The organism is Burkholderia sp. KBS0801 (assembly GCF_005937855.2).
Taxonomy (GTDB): Bacteria; Pseudomonadota; Gammaproteobacteria; order Burkholderiales; family Burkholderiaceae; genus Burkholderia; species Burkholderia ambifaria.
This window is the reverse complement of the sequence record NZ_CP042179.1, coordinates 83828-99750: the sequence shown is the minus strand read 5'-3', so window position 1 is coordinate 99750 and position 15923 is coordinate 83828. Positions and strand designations below refer to the sequence as shown.

General features: G+C 66.5%; 18 protein-coding genes and 3 pseudogenes. 3 read left to right on the top strand and 18 right to left on the bottom strand.

Translation table 11 applies throughout. The annotated features are described in order from the left end of the window. Positions 1 to 5: 5 nt before the first annotated feature. The 11 genes and pseudogenes from FFI87_RS29920 to FFI87_RS29870 all read right to left on the bottom strand — a co-directional run. Positions 6 to 326: pseudogene (locus FFI87_RS29920) on the bottom strand (acetoacetate decarboxylase); the annotation flags it as partial. 121 nt (positions 327 to 447) lie between these two features. Then, positions 448 to 700, bottom strand: a pseudogene (locus FFI87_RS29915) (MFS transporter); the annotation flags it as partial. 196 nt (positions 701 to 896) lie between these two features. Beyond that, positions 897 to 1226 carry an H-NS family nucleoid-associated regulatory protein gene (locus FFI87_RS29910; RefSeq protein ID WP_006750598.1) on the bottom strand — a complete coding sequence of 110 codons (330 nt, stop codon included), beginning with the start codon at positions 1224 to 1226 and terminating at the stop codon, positions 897 to 899. A gap of 368 nt (positions 1227 to 1594) precedes the next feature. Continuing rightward, positions 1595 to 1839, bottom strand: a pseudogene (locus tag FFI87_RS29905) (RNA-directed DNA polymerase); the annotation flags it as partial. A 212-nt stretch (positions 1840 to 2051) separates the two neighbouring features. Next, complete coding sequence (locus tag FFI87_RS29900; protein ID WP_138850791.1) at positions 2052 to 2996, bottom strand: dTDP-4-dehydrorhamnose reductase family protein; 945 nt, start codon at positions 2994 to 2996, stop codon at positions 2052 to 2054. A 160-nt stretch (positions 2997 to 3156) separates the two neighbouring features. Continuing rightward, positions 3157 to 3570: a DoxX family protein gene (locus tag FFI87_RS29895; RefSeq protein ID WP_012372199.1), complete on the bottom strand. Its 414-nt coding sequence runs from the start codon at positions 3568 to 3570 to the stop codon at positions 3157 to 3159. Positions 3571 to 3955: 385 nt separating this feature from the next. After that, the gene (locus tag FFI87_RS29890) at positions 3956 to 4429 is read right to left on the bottom strand and encodes an RES family NAD+ phosphorylase (protein ID WP_012372198.1); all 474 of its coding nucleotides are present in this window, start codon (positions 4427 to 4429) and stop codon (positions 3956 to 3958) included. Further along, entirely contained in the window at positions 4426 to 4929 is a 504-nt protein-coding gene (locus FFI87_RS29885; RefSeq protein ID WP_012372197.1) for an antitoxin Xre/MbcA/ParS toxin-binding domain-containing protein, read from the bottom strand. Before FFI87_RS29885 ends, FFI87_RS29890 begins: the two co-directional genes overlap by 4 nt. 230 nt (positions 4930 to 5159) lie before the next feature. Next, a complete protein-coding gene (locus FFI87_RS29880; RefSeq protein WP_138850899.1) occupies positions 5160 to 5618 on the bottom strand; it encodes an MEKHLA domain-containing protein in 459 nt (152 codons plus the stop codon). A 240-nt stretch (positions 5619 to 5858) separates the two neighbouring features. Then, positions 5859 to 6884 carry a lysozyme inhibitor LprI family protein gene (locus tag FFI87_RS29875; RefSeq protein WP_138850898.1) on the bottom strand — a complete coding sequence of 342 codons (1026 nt, stop codon included), beginning with the start codon at positions 6882 to 6884 and terminating at the stop codon, positions 5859 to 5861. Between the two features lie 206 nt (positions 6885 to 7090). After that, positions 7091 to 7975, bottom strand: a complete 885-nt coding sequence (locus tag FFI87_RS29870) for a LysR family transcriptional regulator (RefSeq protein WP_011660956.1) — start codon at positions 7973 to 7975, stop codon at positions 7091 to 7093. A 127-nt stretch (positions 7976 to 8102) separates the two neighbouring features. Here FFI87_RS29870 and FFI87_RS29865 point away from each other — a divergent pair, with 127 nt between their 5' ends. After that, a complete protein-coding gene (locus FFI87_RS29865; protein WP_012372193.1) occupies positions 8103 to 8828 on the top strand; it encodes a pirin family protein in 726 nt (241 codons plus the stop codon). Between the two features lie 66 nt (positions 8829 to 8894). Beyond that, complete coding sequence (gene wrbA, locus FFI87_RS29860) at positions 8895 to 9497, top strand: NAD(P)H:quinone oxidoreductase (protein WP_006750590.1); 603 nt, start codon at positions 8895 to 8897, stop codon at positions 9495 to 9497. 115 nt (positions 9498 to 9612) lie between these two features. On the opposite strand, the gene FFI87_RS29855 is transcribed toward wrbA, so the two are convergent. The 3 genes from FFI87_RS29855 to FFI87_RS29845 all read right to left on the bottom strand — a co-directional run bounded on the left by FFI87_RS29855 (position 9613) and on the right by FFI87_RS29845 (position 11284). Continuing rightward, positions 9613 to 9936: a hypothetical protein gene (locus FFI87_RS29855; RefSeq protein WP_011660954.1), complete on the bottom strand. Its 324-nt coding sequence runs from the start codon at positions 9934 to 9936 to the stop codon at positions 9613 to 9615. 245 nt (positions 9937 to 10181) lie between these two features. After that, positions 10182 to 10916, bottom strand: coding sequence for an LrgB family protein (locus FFI87_RS29850; protein ID WP_138850790.1), 735 nt, complete (start codon positions 10914 to 10916; stop codon positions 10182 to 10184). After that, positions 10913 to 11284, bottom strand: a complete 372-nt coding sequence (locus FFI87_RS29845) for a CidA/LrgA family protein (RefSeq protein WP_012372190.1) — start codon at positions 11282 to 11284, stop codon at positions 10913 to 10915. Before FFI87_RS29845 ends, FFI87_RS29850 begins: the two co-directional genes overlap by 4 nt. Before the next feature lie 421 nt (positions 11285 to 11705). On the opposite strand from FFI87_RS29845, the gene FFI87_RS29840 reads away from it, so the two are divergent. Next, the gene (locus tag FFI87_RS29840) at positions 11706 to 12878 is read left to right on the top strand and encodes a porin (RefSeq protein ID WP_138850789.1); all 1173 of its coding nucleotides are present in this window, start codon (positions 11706 to 11708) and stop codon (positions 12876 to 12878) included. A 75-nt stretch (positions 12879 to 12953) separates the two neighbouring features. Here FFI87_RS29840 and FFI87_RS29835 read toward each other — a convergent pair whose 3' ends face one another. The 4 genes from FFI87_RS29835 to FFI87_RS29820 form a co-directional block, all read right to left on the bottom strand. Then, entirely contained in the window at positions 12954 to 13430 is a 477-nt protein-coding gene (locus tag FFI87_RS29835) for a hypothetical protein (protein ID WP_138850788.1), read from the bottom strand. Between the two features lie 154 nt (positions 13431 to 13584). Beyond that, on the bottom strand, positions 13585 to 14052 hold the full coding sequence (locus FFI87_RS29830) for a hypothetical protein (protein WP_012372187.1): 468 nt from the start codon (positions 14050 to 14052) through the stop codon (positions 13585 to 13587). A gap of 37 nt (positions 14053 to 14089) precedes the next feature. Next, positions 14090 to 14749, bottom strand: coding sequence for a nitroreductase (locus FFI87_RS29825; protein ID WP_138850787.1), 660 nt, complete (start codon positions 14747 to 14749; stop codon positions 14090 to 14092). A gap of 127 nt (positions 14750 to 14876) precedes the next feature. Further along, complete coding sequence (locus FFI87_RS29820) at positions 14877 to 15896, bottom strand: LysR substrate-binding domain-containing protein (RefSeq protein WP_138850786.1); 1020 nt, start codon at positions 15894 to 15896, stop codon at positions 14877 to 14879. Positions 15897 to 15923: the final 27 nt, after the last annotated feature.

Here is a 15923-nt window from a genome sequence, read left to right as displayed (position 1 = left end):
GGTGGCTAACGGCAGCCGCGCTCATCGGACACCTTCAATGGCGTCGGCCGGTTCAGCACGAGCTGCGCATCCTGGACCACGTCGAACCGCACGACGGTGGACACACCCAGCCCGTCGAGCAGCTGGCTCGGCGGGCCGCCATGCCGCACCTCGACGCCGCGCGGCAACACACGCTGCGCGAACGACAGCGTATTGGTCTGCACCGAACTCTGGTGCCATGCGCCGTCGACGAGATTGATCATGATATTCGTGCCCATGCGCGATGGGGAAGGTACGTCGGTCAGCGCGGGCGTCGGCGCGTTCAGCGTCAGGTCGGGGCGACCGTCCGCTCGAGCGGATGCACATGCCTCTATCCGCTGCGTATGACCCGGCCGCGAGAATGATCGGGAATCCAAAGCGCCGGAGCGCGTAACGATGCCCGCGCACCCGGCCGCGCGCCCCGCATCGTCACTCGAGTTCGACGCCCGTGAGCTCGGGGATCAAGCGTCGCGACCATGTCGAGCACGCAGAGGCCGGCGAGCAGCGCGATCGCCGTGTGGAACGAGTAGCGCGCGGCCAGCGCGCCGACCGCCACCGGCCCGAAGCCGCCGACCGCGCGGCCGATATTCCCCAGCACGTTCTGCGCGGTCGCGCGCGCGGCGGTCGGATAGCCGTTGGACATCAGCGCCCCGTAGCCGCCGACCATCCCGTTGACGAACATTGCGCACGCAGAAAGCGCCGCGCGCGCCCGCTTCCGGGAACGGAAACGGGCAGCGGCGGTAATGAATTTGAAAGGTGTGGGAGCCGGCGATTCCGCCATCAGGCGGGACACCGAAGAACGGGATGAAGCGGGTGTGGCGCGGCCGGCGTCGCCGCCGGCGCGGGTCGAACGGCACCGCGGCGGTGCCGGTGCTGCATCAGCCCTGGTCGTCCCCGGGCCACCAGGTTCGGGCCTCGCGGTCGACGAGCAGCGTGTCGAGATCCTTGCCTTCGAGCCATTTGGGTCGCGGGCCGCGGCCGGACCATGAGCGGCCGGTCGTCGGATCGTAATACTTGGCAGGCGCCTTGCGTTTTCGCTGGACGATGTAGCCGAGGGCGCTCAGCACTTCCTGCTGCGTGATGCCCAACAACTCGACCTGCTCCTTGAATGCCGCGAGTGCGGCTTGCTTCTCCTTCTGCTTGGCATCCGACAACTTGATGTTCAGGTCCCGAAGTTGTGCTTCGAGTTCCTGCAGGGCCTGGGTCATGTATTCATCCTCTTTGGGTATGTTTTTATTCAAAAAACCTCCGATGGCCGAACCTATCACGAAGTTCCGCCAATCTGTGTTGCGATGTGTGAATTCGCCCGGACCTGCAAGGCTTTCGCAGTATGCCGCAGGCAATGCGATCGTCGAAAGCCGCATGGCGTCGGCACGCAACACGGGGCGCGTCGCGTTCGAACGCGCGGCGCGCCGCCTTGGTGGCGACCTCCTCGCCACCGGGCGCCGCCCCCTTGCACGGGCGCGGCAGCATGGCGCGAATGATAGCAGTGCCGATCCCTCGTGTTTGAGGACTTTTGCGGTCCGGCGCACCCGGGGCTTTGCCGGCCCGCGCGCATCGACGCCTGCGCGGCGATTTACGCGCCGAAGCCGCACCCGTCCCACGCGATCCGGGCGAACAGCGCATGCAGCTTCGCGCCGCGCGCGGCGTTCAGCGCGCGCGCATGGGCGACGCGTCCGGCCAGGTATGCGCGGAAATCCGGGTGCGCGGCACGATTCTGCGACGCCGGTCCGTGGCGGATGCAGTTGGTCAGGATGGCTCGCACTCGTCGCGCGCCAGATTCGGATGGCGATTGACGACCACGCCAGCCAGTTGCTGCCGGCGCTCATGCCCGTCGCGCGAAAAGCTCGCCGAACGGTATCGGCGACACGCGGACGCCCGCCCATGTCGTTCAGCATCGTCGCGCAGGTCGCGTGCGCGATCGAGTCCGGTACGAAGACGTGTCGGCATGGGTCCGCTCTTGCTCTCTTGCTCTCTTTCTCTCGTGCGTTGTTCGAATGCGTCAGCGTATCGGCGAGCCGGGCGCTTCGGACTTACGGCAGCGGCGGCGCGTCGCGCAACACGGCCTGCAGCCCGGTCGCGAACGGCGTCGCATGCTCGATCCCGAGTGCGCGCACGCGCGCCGCATCCAGATGGCAATCGTACGGACGCGGCGTCGCATCGGCCGGCGTGTCGATCCGCGCGAGCGCTGCGTCGATGCCGAGCGCGGCCGCGATCCGCTGCGCGATGTCGTACTTCGTCATCGGTTCCTCGGCCGACCAATGCCGGATGCCGGTGACGGTCGAACCCGCGAGATGGCGCAGCGTCAGGTCGCGGATGACCTCGGCGACGTCGGGCGTGTAGGTCGGATAGCGGATCGCCCACGCGTCCATGCCGACCGCGTCCGCGCCCGGTCGTGCGGACGCGACGATCGCCGGCACGAGGCTCGTGACGGCCGACTCGCGCCAGTCGACGATCGGGCCGTAGAGCAACGGCAGGCGCAGCACGCAGGCAAGCGGCGACGCGGCGAGCAACGCGGCCTCGCCTTCCAGCTTGGTGCGGCCGTAGATGTTCAGCGGGTTCGGCGCGGCGTCTTCGCGGTACGGCGCGGCCGTGCCATCGAACACGTAGTCGGTGGAAATGCCGAGCGTCCACGCGCCGTAGCGCGCGGCGAGCGCGCCGATGCGGGCCGGCGCGTCGACGTTGATCGCGCGTGCGGCCGCAGGGTCGCGTTCGCAGACGTCCGGGCGCCGCTCGGCGGCGCAGATGATCACCGCGGCCGGTCGCCGGGTGTCGAAGAGGTGTTCGAGCGCCGGCTGATCGAGGACGTCGAGCCGCGCGAGGTTGTCCGGCGGCAACGCGAGGCGGCGTGCGCCCGCGGTGTCCGGGTTCCGGATGGTGGCGACCTGCGTCAGCGACGATTCGCGGGACAGCGAAGCGGCAACCGCACGGCCGAGCAGGCCGGACGCGCCGATGAGAAGGATGGTCGGATGCGACACGGTAGCCAACGACGAAAGGGATCAGGGGCCCCAATCTATACGAGAACCGGCACCGATGTCGATTTCGGTCGCACGTCGACGACGTGCGCGTAATGAAACGAGGCCCGGTTCGCGGCTGCGCGCACCGGGCCCTTTCTGTGGCGCGAAGTCGCGCGCCCGCTTACTTCCGGTCGAACGAATACCGCCCCGGCCCGCTGACCGCGAGCAACAGCAGCCCGCCGATGATGCTGATGTTCTTGTAGAAGTTGATCATCGCGAGGTACTGGTCCATGCCCTGCAGCGCCCAGTAGCGATGCCCGATCAACGCGGTCGCGAGCGTATAGACCGCGAACACCAGCGCGAGCGGACGCGTATAGAACCCGACCGCGATCAGCGCGCCGCCGACCAGCTCGACCGCCACCGCGATCACCGCCGACAGCTCGGGCGACGGCGCCCCCGTCGACGCCATGTACGCGACCGTGCCCGAGAAACCGTTCAGCTTCTGCCAGCCGAACAGCACGAACAGAATCATCATTAGCACGCGGCCCGCCAACAGCAGCTCGTCCTTCTTCGAATCCAGCGAAACGTAACGCATAGCAATCACCTTGAATGGATGGTTTGACGCATTCGGTGCCGACGTCCGCCACAACGGCGAACCCAAAGATCGACAACGAACCCGCCTCGCACGATCAAACCGCGGGCCGGTCGGCCCGCTGCCGAAGAACCCATCCGGTCGCGCCGTCGTGGCGCGGTGCGGATCGGTTCTGGCGAAGCACGGGTGCAGTCTACTGTCTCACCGAAAATCATCAATCCGTCGAAACAAGATTCGTTGTCTCGATTGAGTGGACAATTGTCACGTAACAAACGCGTGATATGCGGCCGCTGGGGCAGCGCAAACGAAGCCACTGCAAAAGAAAATTCGTAATGCGCTTGAAGCGTGTCTACCGGCGCACCTGCTATGCGACCGGTGTGCCCCTTGGTTATCCGAAGAGCCGGGGATCGAGCTTGAATAGCTCCTTGCTGACCACCCTCACACTTGCAGCAAAGTCGTCATGCAAGGGATTCAATAGGAGATTGAAATCGGTCGGACAGACGATGGAGGGTACCCGCATTGCGAGTTGGTCGGCCTTCTCGAGCCATCCCCGCCCGACCTGCGCCGTCGACACCGGGTCTTCCGACAGTGTCGCCCAGTCATCGGGAAGTTCAGGCTCGAAGGCGCCTTCGTAGACCGAGTCCGGTACCTCGATGGTCACAAGGAATAGCCCCCCTGCAGGGAGAATGCCGGACATATGGACCAGCGCCTCGAGCAGCGACGTCGACGCATGACAGCAGGTGTACAGCACACGCATCCCGCGCGGATTCCAGCGCCCACCTGCGATTGCCGCGCCGTTCCCGCTCAAATCGTCGGCCAGGTAGTGGCCCTTTCGTTCTTTTGCGAGTCGATACAGCTTCACGCGGCGACCCCGAACTGCGCTCGGTTCAGGATATCGCGCACGCGATCGTAGCCAGGCTGCACGTCGAGAACCTCGATCGGCTTATGACCGTCGAGTTCGACGTTCCCACGATTCATCCATTCTGCTGCACGGGTGTCGTCCTCGAACACTTCTGTCGCGAGCTGGTGTACATAGAGGACGCGCGCGAGCCGATCGGACTCGCTTTGCGAGAGGCGATCCTCTTTCGCAATTTTCCGCAGGATCGTCGAGCTCGGCAGGCTCAATGAAGTCAACAGTGATTGGACGGACACTCCGAGCAGGTCACGCGCAACGCGTTCGACGATCGTCGCGTCGAAGCCATCGGCAATTATGCGCCGCTGTGACATCGGTGCCATATGCAGGAAAGCAGCGAAATCGCCTTGGTTCGCACCGAAGCGTGCTGGAGTTGCGGCGTGCTTTGCCGCGCGCCGCCCGCCGGGATGCCCGATAGGATGGCGACTAATAGAGGAGGAGGCAGCCATCTTGTTCTCCCAAATGAGTGATGATCATGTCTCATTCTACTCTACCAATCGAGAGTACGTAAAAAACCATTTGGGTGTTTTGTTGCGAGTGGTTGCCGCTCACTGACCGGAGCACGCTGCAATGGCAATCTGCGTACGGATCGTGACGTTGAAGCACAGCGAAGCAGCCCACGATGTCGATCCACGCACCGCACCGGCCCAGGTTCGGCACTCGCGCCAGCGTCGCGAAACTATCCAATGGCGCGCACCTCCGGAATCATCGCTGCCTGACCGCAGTGATTCCCGGCGGAATCGGTGAGTTGCCACACCGTTGCGTGATCGATCCAGAAGCGTGTGCCCGACTTCGTGATGCGTATCCCGCGATATCCCGACACGAAGCCGTCTCGCGCCACTTGCTCGAGAAACGACTGGCGTTCGCTTCGCTCCATCGGCTCCGCGGAGAACCGTGAAGGCAGTGCCGTCAGTTCGTCCCAGTCATATCCGAAAATGGCCTGCGCGCGCTTGTTGCCGTAGACGAACACGGGGTCCACCGCTACATCGTGCGCGAGAATCCCGAAAAGCGCTTCCTCGTACAGCCATCTCGCGGCTTCGGACGTGCCCATCCCGGCGGGAACGAGCGGCTTGTCGAGCAGTCGCTGGTAGCTGTCCGCAAGGACGCGGAAGAAGTGAACGTCGATGGGCGATGACATTGCAGAAAGCTCCGGAGAAGGATTTCGAGCGCAATAGTATGACGATTTCGGACGCACCGTCATATTGCCGCCCACCATTCATCGTCGTCCGATCAGGATGCCTCTGCGGGTGCCGACGACATGTTTCGCGGGACAAATTCAATTGCCACTCGGAAAAAACCGAATGGCAAGAAAGCCATAAAAAAGCTCGATTTACCAACAGCCGGCCGACACGCGTATCGGCCCCGCCGTCCCGCCCGATCACATGAGGTCGATCGGAAGCGTCTTGTCGAGCTTGTCGTGCCACGCGCGAATGGTCTTCGGCACCGTCTTTTTCCACGTCGGCACGTTCGAGTAGTAGCGCATCCGCACCTGGTCATGCGCATCGAACACGAGCAGCCCGATCCACAGGTCGGTACCCCGTTGCATCACGATCGCGGCGTTCGTCGTCGCGATGCCGCGCACCCAGTACGACGTCACGCTGGCGTTCAGGCCGTCGAGATCCTTCTCGTCCGCGCTGACGTTGATCATGTCGACGAGCGTCTGATAGTCGGCGCCGAGCAGCTTGTGCGCGACCGCGTTCTGCCGCGCGTCGGTCAGCACCTTCAGGGTAACGAGATCCGCCGGCGGACGCGCCTGCGCCTTCGATGCCGTCACGTAGTCACCTGAATACGTGACGCCGGAACCGGCGCCGCAATCGACATCGCTGCCCTGCTGCGCGACCTGCATTCGCCCACCCTTGTGGCTGAAATCGAGCCGGCATTGATCCTGGCGAAACGTGCCGCGGTCGCCGTGCAGTTCGATATCGCCGCTGAGTCCGCCGGTATTCGCACCGTTGTTGCCGCTCAGTTCGAAGTGCAGGCGCGGCGCCGTGCCGGTGAACGTCAGCACGCCGCCGAACGACGGGGTGTCGCTGTCGCGATACCACGTCTGCTGCCACCGGTCGGCTGCCAGCGGCGCACCGTTCAGGCTCGCGAGCCGCTCGCGATAGCGATCGCCGACGCACAACACGCCGGCGCCGCAGCGGTCGCGCTGCTTCAGCCATTGAAGCTGGGCCGCCTTCAGCGCGGCCGTATCGCCGCCTTTCGCAAGCGCCTTCTTCCACGCCGCGGCCAGCTGGCCGTCGAGCGACGACAGCGCGGGATCCGCGCAGATCGCCTTCTCGGTCGGCGAAGCAGCTTTCGTGCAGTCGAAGCCGGCCGCGTGCGCGGCCATCGGCGCGATCATCAGGACTGCCAATATCATCGCGGATCGCAGGTTCGCGCGCCGCGCATCCCGGCCGTGCATCACGGTTTGCCCTCGCTCGCCGGCGCGAGCATTCGGTTGGTTTTTCATTGTCATTGGACTCGTCGTGGATCGCAGCGAGTAGAAGCTACGTGCTCAATGCGATGCGAGGTAAAAACGCCCGGCCCGGCATGCCCTGTGGACCGTCGGCCCCGTCGAAGCCTAACGCGAATGCGCGCCGCCGATCAATCGCGCCCGCCCCCCGCCCTCTACCTCCGCATACCCAGCCGCTCCGCCAGAAATCCGATGAATGTGCGCAGCGTGACGAACCCTTCCCGATGCTGCGGAAACACCGCGTTCAGCGTGATCGGGGAAGGCGCGTACGCGTCGAGCACCGGCACGAGCGCGCCGCTGTCGAGCGCCGCGCCGACGATGAAATGCGGCAGCAGCGCGATGCCGAGCCCCGCGATCGCCGCGTCGCGCACCACTTCGCCGTTGTTCGCGACGAGCGGCCCCTGCACGTCGAACGTGCGCGCCGCCCCGTCGATCCGGAATTCCCAGCCGACGCGCCGCTCGCGGCCGTACAGCAGGCACGTGTGCGCGGCGAGATCGGCCGGCGTGTCGGGCGTGCCCTGCCGCTTCAGGTAAGCGGGGCTCGCGCACGCGATCATCTTCCACGCACCGAGCGGGCGGGCGATCAGCGTCGAATCCTCGAGCGCGCCGATCCGCAGCACAAGGTCGAAGCCCTCGCCGATGAGATCGACGCGCCGGTCGGTCAGGTCGAGGTTCAGCCGCACGGCCGGATGCGCGGCCAGGAATTCGGCGATCAGCGGCGACACGTGCGTGATCCCGAACGACAGCGGCGCACTGATCTTCAGCGAGCCATGCAGTTCGGTGCTGCGCACCGACATCGCCTGCTCGGCGTCGGCGACCTCGGCGAGGATCCGCTGCGCGCGCGCATAGAACTCCTGCCCCGATTCCGTGACCGCGAGATTGCGCGTATTGCGATGCAGGAGGCGCACGCCGAGCGACGCCTCCAGCGCCATCGTGCGCCGGCTCACGAATTGCTTGGACAGCATCAGTTGATCGGCCGCCGCCGTAAAGCTGCCCGCATCGACGGTCGACACGAAGATCCGGAGGTCGTTGAGTTCCATATTGTCCACCTGAAAGTGACAGTCATTATCTCTACAACCATTTATTTGTCAAATCGATTGACCTAAGATTCATCTCAACGAACGGCCGGGCCCACTTTCGAGGTCCGGCGACTTCCAGGACAAAATCATGATCGAGACTCGTGCAGCAAACCAACGTGGCCATGCCGAACACGGCTGGCTCAGCTCCCGTCACACGTTTTCGTTCGCGAACTACTACGATCCGAAGCAAGTCGGCTTCTCCGACCTGCTGGTGATCAACGACGACCGCGTCGCACCGGGCCGCGGCTTCGGCACGCACCCGCACCGCGACATGGAAATCCTGTCGTACGTGCTGGACGGTGCGCTGGAGCACAAGGATTCGATGGGCACCGGGTCGGTAATCGTGCCGGGCGACGTCCAGTTGATGAGCGCGGGTACCGGCGTGCGTCACAGCGAGTTCAACCACTCGCACGAAACGCCTGTCCACTTCCTGCAGATCTGGGTCGGACCGTCCGAGAAGGGTGCCGAGCCGCGCTATCAGCAGACGAATGTCGCGGAGGCCGACAAGCGCGGCAAGCTCACGCCGATCGTGTCGCCCGACGGTAACGGCGGTTCGCTGAAGATCCGCCAGGACACGCGGATCTACGCGGGCCTGTTCGACGGCGACGAGCGCGCCACGCTCGAACTGGCACCGGGCCGCTTCGCCTACGTGCATGTCGCACGTGGCAGCGTGACGGTCAACGGCGTGACGCTCGGCGAAGGTGACGGCGCACGTATCCGCGACGAACAGGCGCTGACGTTCGCCGACGGCAAGGATGCCGAGGTGCTGGTATTCGACCTGCGCCCGGTCGAAGTGACGGCCGAGTGGGCGTGACGCCCGTTCGGAAAACCAGGCCCCGCTGACCGCGGGGCCTTGCCTTATCAATCGGAGATTCGCATCATGGCCAAGGTACTCGTTCTTTACTACTCGTCCTACGGGCACGTCGAAACGATGGCGCAGCACGTCGCGGAAGGCGCGAAATCGGTGCCCGGCGTCGAGGTCACGCTCAAGCGCGTGCCGGAAACCATCCCCGCCGACCAGGCGAAGGCCATCGGCGTGAAGGTCGACCAGGCCGCGCCCGTCGCCACCGTGGACGAGCTCCCGAACTACGACGCGATCATCTTCGGCACGCCGACCCGCTTCGGCAACATGGCCGGCCAGATGCGCACGTTCCTCGACCAGACCGGCGGCCTCTGGATGAAGGGCGCGCTCGTCGGCAAGATCGGCAGCGTGTTCGCGTCGACCGGCACGCAGCACGGCGGCCAGGAAACGACCATCACGTCGTTCCACACGACGCTGCTGCACCAGGGGATGGTGATCGTGGGCGTGCCCTACGCATGCAGCGGGCTCGTCAACATGAGCGAGATCACGGGCGGCACGCCGTACGGCGCGACCACGCTCGCCGGTGCGGACGGCAGCCGTCAGCCGAGCGCGAACGAGCTCGACATCGCGCGCTACCAGGGCAAGCACGTCGCGGAACTGGCCGTGAAGCTCGCGTCGTAACGCGGGCGCCGCCGGCCTCGGCAAGCCCGGGTCCGCGGCGCGCACACGAACGAACGGCGCCGGTCGAACCGGCGCCGTTCGTCATTGCGCGAACACCGGCCGCGAACGCCGGCCGTTACTGGCCCGATGCGGGCGCGGCAGGAGCCGGAGCGGGAGCCGGCGCCGCTTTCGTCGCGGGCGCCTTTTCCACCGCGTTCTGCGGGTAGTTGCTCTGGTCGTTGGTCAGCCGGTAGCCGCTGCCCGTGCCGATCGCGTTCAGGTCCTTCGCATGGCGCGCGCGGGCTGCCTTGCGGGCGGCCTTCTTCTGCGCCTTGTCGAGCTGCTTTTGCGTCGGCGCGGACGCCGGATCCTGCGCGTATGCCGCCGGCGCCGCGGTCAACAGCAGACCGAACGACGCCGTTACTGCCACTGCCACCGAAACCACGCGAAACTTCGTCATCGCCGGTTCTCCTTGTCGATTGTTGGATGTGGGTCGAACGCCGGCACGCACGCGACGGGTGTCGGCGTGCGACGACGGCGCCGATGCAACGTTAGCCGATCGTCGCACGAATGTCCGTGCCGGTTCCTGAATTCTCCTGATAACGGCAGCGATACGTGCGCGGCAGCCGCCCGGCCGGCCGGCGCGGCGCACGCGGCCATCAGGGAAACCGATAGCTTCGACGCGCGGCCGACGCGTGCCGCCGCTCAGATCCAGCGCGACAGCACCGGCAGCAGGATCGGCACGACGAACGCGGTCAGCACGCCGTTCAGGCCCATCCCGAGCCCGGCGAACGCGCCGGCCTCCTCGCTGACCTGGAACGCGCGCGCGGTGCCGATCCCGTGCGACGCGACGCCGAGCGCGAAACCGCGCACGGCCGGCTCCTCGATACGCAGCGCGTTCAGGATTCCGCGTGCGCACACGGCGCCGAAAATCCCGGTCGAGATCACCAGCACCGCGGTCAGCGACGGAATCCCGCCGATCGCCTGCGCGACGGCCATCGCGATCGGCGTGGTCGCGGATTTCGGCGCGAGCGACGCGATCGTCTGGTGCGACGCACCGAATAGCGCGGCGATGCCGACCGCCGACACGATCGCGGTCAGCGAGCCCGCCAGCAGCCCGACGAGCAGCGGCACCGCGGCGCGCCGCAGCTTCGACCACTGGCGGTACAGCGGCAGCGCCAGCGCGACGGTCGCCGGGCCGAGCAGGAAGTGGACGAACTGCGCGCCCTCGAAATACGTCGGATACGGCGTGTTCGTGATCGTCAGCAGCACGACGATCAGCGCGACCGCGATCAGCACCGGGTTCGCGAGCGGGTTGAAGCGTGCGCGTGCATAGACGGCCTGTGCAATCAGGTAGGCGATCAGCGTGATCGTCAGGCCGAGCAGCGGGGTCGCGGCGAGGTAGACCCAGATCGCGCCGAGTTTCGGGAAGGCAGTCATGGCGTGCTCTCCGCCGCGCCGTGCCCGCGCCGCTGGCGGCGCAGCAGCGCGCGCGTGACGAGCGCCGTCACGGCGATCGCGAGCGACGTGCTCACCGCGAGCGCGACGATGACCGCGAGCGCATCGCCGCGCACGCGGTCGGCCGACACCATGATGCCGACGCCGGCCGGCACGAACAGCAGCGACAGATGGCGCAGCAGCTCGAGCGCGGTCGGCTCGATCGCGTCGGCCACCCGCGGGCGCAGCATCACGAAGCCGAACAGCAGCAGCATGCCGATCACGGGGCCCGGCACCGGCAGGCCGAACAGATAGGACACACCTTCCCCGAGACACTGGAAGGTCAGCAAGACCGCGAACGCCTGCAGCATGAACCGCTTCTCCCGAACGTGGCCGCGCGACCGTGCAGCCGCGCGGCCGATGAGCCGGCTGTGAACGACGCCGGCGTGGACGATACGCGCGATCGTAACGCGACGCCCGCATCCAACGCGCAGCGGTGACCGGTTCCGCTCAGCTGGACCCGCCATCGCGGCGCACGATCCAAGCATGATAGTCAACGCAGATATTTCACGCCGCATCGCCGTTCACTGCGAACGCATGTTGCTGGACCGCACGGGCGGCGAGCGCAGATGCCGGAAGCCGCTTCCCGCCACACTCGTTGCACACGCAACGATACCGCGATACGCCGCCCCGCCTCATAACGATCCGACAATTTGTTGGTTCCCTCGACGATGCGCCGTCCGTATCGTTCACCGACTCGTCAGACCTATCGACCAACGGGGGAATCCAATCATGAAACGAATCCGGACATTCGCGCTGCTCGCCCTGCCCGCCTCGCTCCATGCGGCCGGCGCGCACGCGCAAAGCAGCGTCACGCTGTATGGCATCGCCGATGCGGGTATCGCGTACGTGCACAACGTGCGCAACGCGAACGGCAGCAACGCGTCGAACCTCGTCAGGTTCAGCAGCGGCAATCTGTCCGGCAGCCGCTGGGGGCTGCGCGGCATCGAGGATCTCGGCGGCGGGCTGTCCGCGCTGTTCCAGCTCGAGAACGGCTTCAACCTCGGCACCGGCGCGCTCGGCCAGGGCGGGCGCGAATTCGGCCGCAAGGCCGTCGTCGGCCTCGCGAACACCACCTACGGCACCGTGACGCTCGGCCGCCAGTACGATCCGGTCGTCGATCTCGTGCAGGGCCTCACCGAGGACAACTACTTCGGCGGCGTATTCGCGACGCCGGGCGACCTCGACAACTACGACAACAGCCTGCGCGTCGGCAACGCGGTGAAATACACGAGCCCGTTGATCTCCGGCTTCCAGTTCGCCGCGCTGTACGGCTTCGGCGGCGTCGCGGGCGCGACCGGCAGCGGCCGCACCTACAGCTTCGGCCTGAGCTACGCGAACGGCCCGCTGTCGCTCGGCGCCGGCTACTTCTTCGCGAACGGCGGCTCGACGGTCGCGAGCGGCGTGCGCACGTGGTCGAGCAGTTCGGACACGCTGTTCAATACCGTGATCAACCAGGGCTTCTCGAGCGCGAAGTCGATCCAGATCGTGCGCGTGGCCGGCCAGTACGTGGCTGGGCCGGCGACCTTCGGCCTCGCGTATTCGAACACGCAGTACGGCGCGGACACGCTGTCGGCCTTCACGCAGAACGCGAAGTTCAACAACGGCTCGGCGTTCTTCAACTGGCAGTTCTCGCCGGCGCTACGCGCGGGTGTCGGCTACAACTACACGTCGCTGACGGGCCCGGCCTCCGCGCACTACAACCAGGTGAACCTCGGCGCGGACTACGCGCTGTCGAAGCGCACCGACCTGTATGCGCTGTTCGGCTACCAGAAGGCGAGCGGCAATACGCTGAACGCGAGCGGCGCGATCGTGAAGGCCGCGGCATCGGTCGGCTCGTATGGCGTGAACGCCGGCACCGATACGCAGGAACTCGCGATCGTCGGCGTTCGCCACAAGTTCTGACGGCGCACGTCGCCTCGCGTCGAGCCGGCGGCGCACGTTGCGATGTGCGTCCGCCGCGCGCCGTGTTGCCCAGGTCTAATGCCGTCGCATCCCGCCGAATCCGTGGCCGCCGCCCACGAAGGCCGGGCCATGGTGAAAGCCCGCGCCCATCGGAACGCCGACGTGGCCGTGCCCGACTCCGTCGAAGTGACTGAAGTGACCGAAGTGGTCGAAGTGATGGTGATGATGGAAGCGGTCGATGAAGACGAAACTCACGCCCGTGCCGACGAAAACCGCCGGCCCCCAGTACCACGGGTCGGTATACGGATAGGCGGTGTCCGGGTACCACACGATGCTGCCGTCCGGGCTTTGCACCATCTGCCAGGTGCCGTCGCTTTGCCGGCACGCACGCCCGACGATCTGCTGCTCCGTGCCGTCGATTTCCGCCTGCGCGACGACCGCGCGACAACGGGTGCCTTCGTCCGGCGAGTCATCGTCGTAGGTTTGCGCAAGGACGCACACCGAACACCCGAGACAGACGACGCCCATCCCGAACCGAAACAAGTTGCACATGATCGGCTCCTGCATTGTTGCCCCCGACCATTCGACCCTTGGCGTCACGCACGGCGCCGGCTTCGTATAGGGTCACCCACCGATTGAACGACCGGGCACGGCAGATTATTCCAGGGGTCGTGATGCGAAAGCGCGACGCGGCAACCGCCGTCGATCAGGCGCGCGGCGAGCGCCGCACGATGCAGTAGACGCCCGCGGCGGTCACGCCGAAGGCCAGATGGGCGACCAGCGTGATCGCGCCGCGCACGGGAACGAACCACGGAAAGATCGCGGTGAACGCGTGCAGGTTGACGCCATAGAGAACGAGTCCGAACAAGCCGCCCGCGAGCAGCGCCGCGCCGGGCGACAGGTTGCGGACCAGCTTCGCCAGCACGGCCGCATAGGCAAGCGACAGCGCGGCATGCACCAGCGTCGCGACGCCCATGATCAGCGGATCGAACCCCGACGACGTGCCGAGCACGGCTCGCCCCATCACGATCGCGGCCGTCAGGCGCGCATCGCGGAGCAGGTTGTGAATCGCATCTTCGCCGGCGATCGGCCAGAGCATCAGCTCGATGACGGTCGAGCCGACCGCCGCGCCGAACGCGGCCCACAGAATCGGCACCGGACCGTTCCGCTTCAAGCGCCCTCCACGATCGCCACTCGCCCCAAGGCAGGGCCTACAACGGACGTTCGCAGTCCGTCCAGTACGCGAACGGATCGCGATGCTTCGGATAGTGCTCGTCGAGCCATTTCAGCAACGCCGCACGCGCGTTGTCCATGTCAGCCTTCGACGACGACGTCGTCAGCTCGTGCACTTCGACGGACTTTTCCCGATCCATCACGTAGCAGTTCCAGTCCGGGCCGTCGCCATCCGGATCGTCGGACGACTTCGACGACTTGCCCCAGCCGAACCCCTTGCGCGCATCGATGTAGTAGCGCGGATGCACTTTCAGATACGACATCTCGCCGCCCTGCAGGCTGCTTTCCGCGCGCAGCACGTCGCGCTCGTCGACGATCTGCGTGACGTCCGGAAGCCGGCGCGAGCGCCAGCCGGCCGGCAGCGTCGCCGTCGCGCGAACCACGTCGTACGCGCCCCACGTGAGGCCCCAGGCTTCGGCCATGCGCTTCATGAACGCGTCCGCGCCCGGATAGCCGCGCAGCTGGATCCGCGTCGACAACGTGACTTCGACCCGGCCGTCGGGGCCGGCGGGGTCGCCTGCCGCTTCGAACGGGTTGCCCGGACGCGACGCGCGCTGCTGCGCGTCCGCGGGCGCCATGCCCGAAAACAGCTGGTCGAGCGCCGCGCGCGCTTTCGACGACTTGTCTGGTCTGTTCATTACTCACTCTCTCCCTCTGCATCCGTACGTCTGCAGAAACTGTCGATTCTCATTCATTATCGGATTTCGCGTTTTTCCGCGATCGCATTGTCAATCATCCGGCATCCCGGGTCGAGCCGCTGCGATGTCAGGCGCCCTTCGACGCACGCGCCGGCGCTTGTACCGCCTGCCCCAGCGCCGCCCGCATCCGCTCCATCAGCGCGAGCACCTCCGGACGATTCTCGCCCTTCGCATGCACGAAGTGATACCTGAGCGGCGACTCGACCTCGTGCCGGCTCACGCGGACGAGCGCGCTGCGCTCGAGATACGCATCCGCGAGCGGCATCCGCGCGAGCGCCACGCCGAGCCCCGCTTCGGCCGCCGCGAGCACGAGGTTGTAATCCTCGAAGCGGCGATCCTGCGCGCGCGGCTTGAACGCAATGCCGAGCGCGTCGAACCAGGTACGCCAGCCGGTCACGTCGGAATCGTGCAGCAGCGGCATCTCGAGCAGCGCGGCATCGCCGCTTCGACGGCGCAGCGCGGCCAGCTGCGCGGCGAGCCGCGGATGCGCGACCGGATGGAGCGTCTCCGGCATGAACTCACGGGTTTCGAGCTGACGCCAGTTGCCGCGCCCGTAGCGAATCGACAGATCCGCCTCGCCGGCGGCGATATCCACGTTGCGCACTTCGATGCCGAGCTCGATGCGCAACGCGGGCGCTTCGCTCTCGAGTGCATGCTGCCGCTCGAACAGCCAGAGCTGCGCGAATGCCGGCACCACGCTCAGCTTGACAAGCCGCGGCGCACGCGGCGAGCGCCACTGGTCGGCCGCGCCGTCGATGATCGTGAACGCCTGTTCGATCCGGCCGACGAAGCGCTGGCCGTCCGGCGTGAGGCGCACGCCGCGCGCATGGCGTTCGAACAACGCCATGCCCAGCCAGTTCTCGACGGCGGCCACGCGCCGGCTGATCGCGCCGTGCGTGACGCCGGACACGTCGGCGGCCGCCAGAAACGAACCGTGGCGCGCCACCATGCAGACAGTCTCCAGGCTCGCCAGCGGCGGCCGCGAGCCGGGTGCCGGCGTGACGGCCGGCAGCGCGTCCGCCACACGCCGAGACGTGCGCGCCGAGCCGTCGGCCCGGCGCCGCACCGAGCTGTGAGCCATATTCATATTCGGATGTTGATCTGTGCGCTAGCT

What these genes read in the sequence shown, in the direction of transcription:
- FFI87_RS29850 (WP_138850790.1), bottom strand. Translation starts at nt 10,916, where the DNA reads ATGACTGCCTTCCCGAAACTCGGCGCGATCTGGGTCTACCTCGCCGCG.
- FFI87_RS29880 (WP_138850899.1), bottom strand. Translation starts at nt 5,618, where the DNA reads ATGTCATCGCCCATCGACGTTCACTTCTTCCGCGTCCTTGCGGACAGC.
- FFI87_RS29875 (WP_138850898.1), bottom strand. Translation starts at nt 6,884, where the DNA reads ATGCACGGCCGGGATGCGCGGCGCGCGAACCTGCGATCCGCGATGATA.
- FFI87_RS29865 (WP_012372193.1), top strand. Translation starts at nt 8,103, where the DNA reads ATGATCGAGACTCGTGCAGCAAACCAACGTGGCCATGCCGAACACGGC.
- FFI87_RS29895 (WP_012372199.1), bottom strand. Translation starts at nt 3,570, where the DNA reads ATGCGTTACGTTTCGCTGGATTCGAAGAAGGACGAGCTGCTGTTGGCG.
- FFI87_RS29910 (WP_006750598.1), bottom strand. Translation starts at nt 1,226, where the DNA reads ATGACCCAGGCCCTGCAGGAACTCGAAGCACAACTTCGGGACCTGAAC.
- FFI87_RS29840 (WP_138850789.1), top strand. Translation starts at nt 11,706, where the DNA reads ATGAAACGAATCCGGACATTCGCGCTGCTCGCCCTGCCCGCCTCGCTC.
- FFI87_RS29835 (WP_138850788.1), bottom strand. Translation starts at nt 13,430, where the DNA reads ATGTGCAACTTGTTTCGGTTCGGGATGGGCGTCGTCTGTCTCGGGTGT.
- FFI87_RS29845 (WP_012372190.1), bottom strand. Translation starts at nt 11,284, where the DNA reads ATGCTGCAGGCGTTCGCGGTCTTGCTGACCTTCCAGTGTCTCGGGGAA.
- FFI87_RS29825 (WP_138850787.1), bottom strand. Translation starts at nt 14,749, where the DNA reads ATGAACAGACCAGACAAGTCGTCGAAAGCGCGCGCGGCGCTCGACCAG.
- FFI87_RS29885 (WP_012372197.1), bottom strand. Translation starts at nt 4,929, where the DNA reads ATGGCTGCCTCCTCCTCTATTAGTCGCCATCCTATCGGGCATCCCGGC.
- wrbA (WP_006750590.1), top strand. Translation starts at nt 8,895, where the DNA reads ATGGCCAAGGTACTCGTTCTTTACTACTCGTCCTACGGGCACGTCGAA.
- FFI87_RS29820 (WP_138850786.1), bottom strand. Translation starts at nt 15,896, where the DNA reads ATGAATATGGCTCACAGCTCGGTGCGGCGCCGGGCCGACGGCTCGGCG.
- FFI87_RS29855 (WP_011660954.1), bottom strand. Translation starts at nt 9,936, where the DNA reads ATGACGAAGTTTCGCGTGGTTTCGGTGGCAGTGGCAGTAACGGCGTCG.
- FFI87_RS29870 (WP_011660956.1), bottom strand. Translation starts at nt 7,975, where the DNA reads ATGGAACTCAACGACCTCCGGATCTTCGTGTCGACCGTCGATGCGGGC.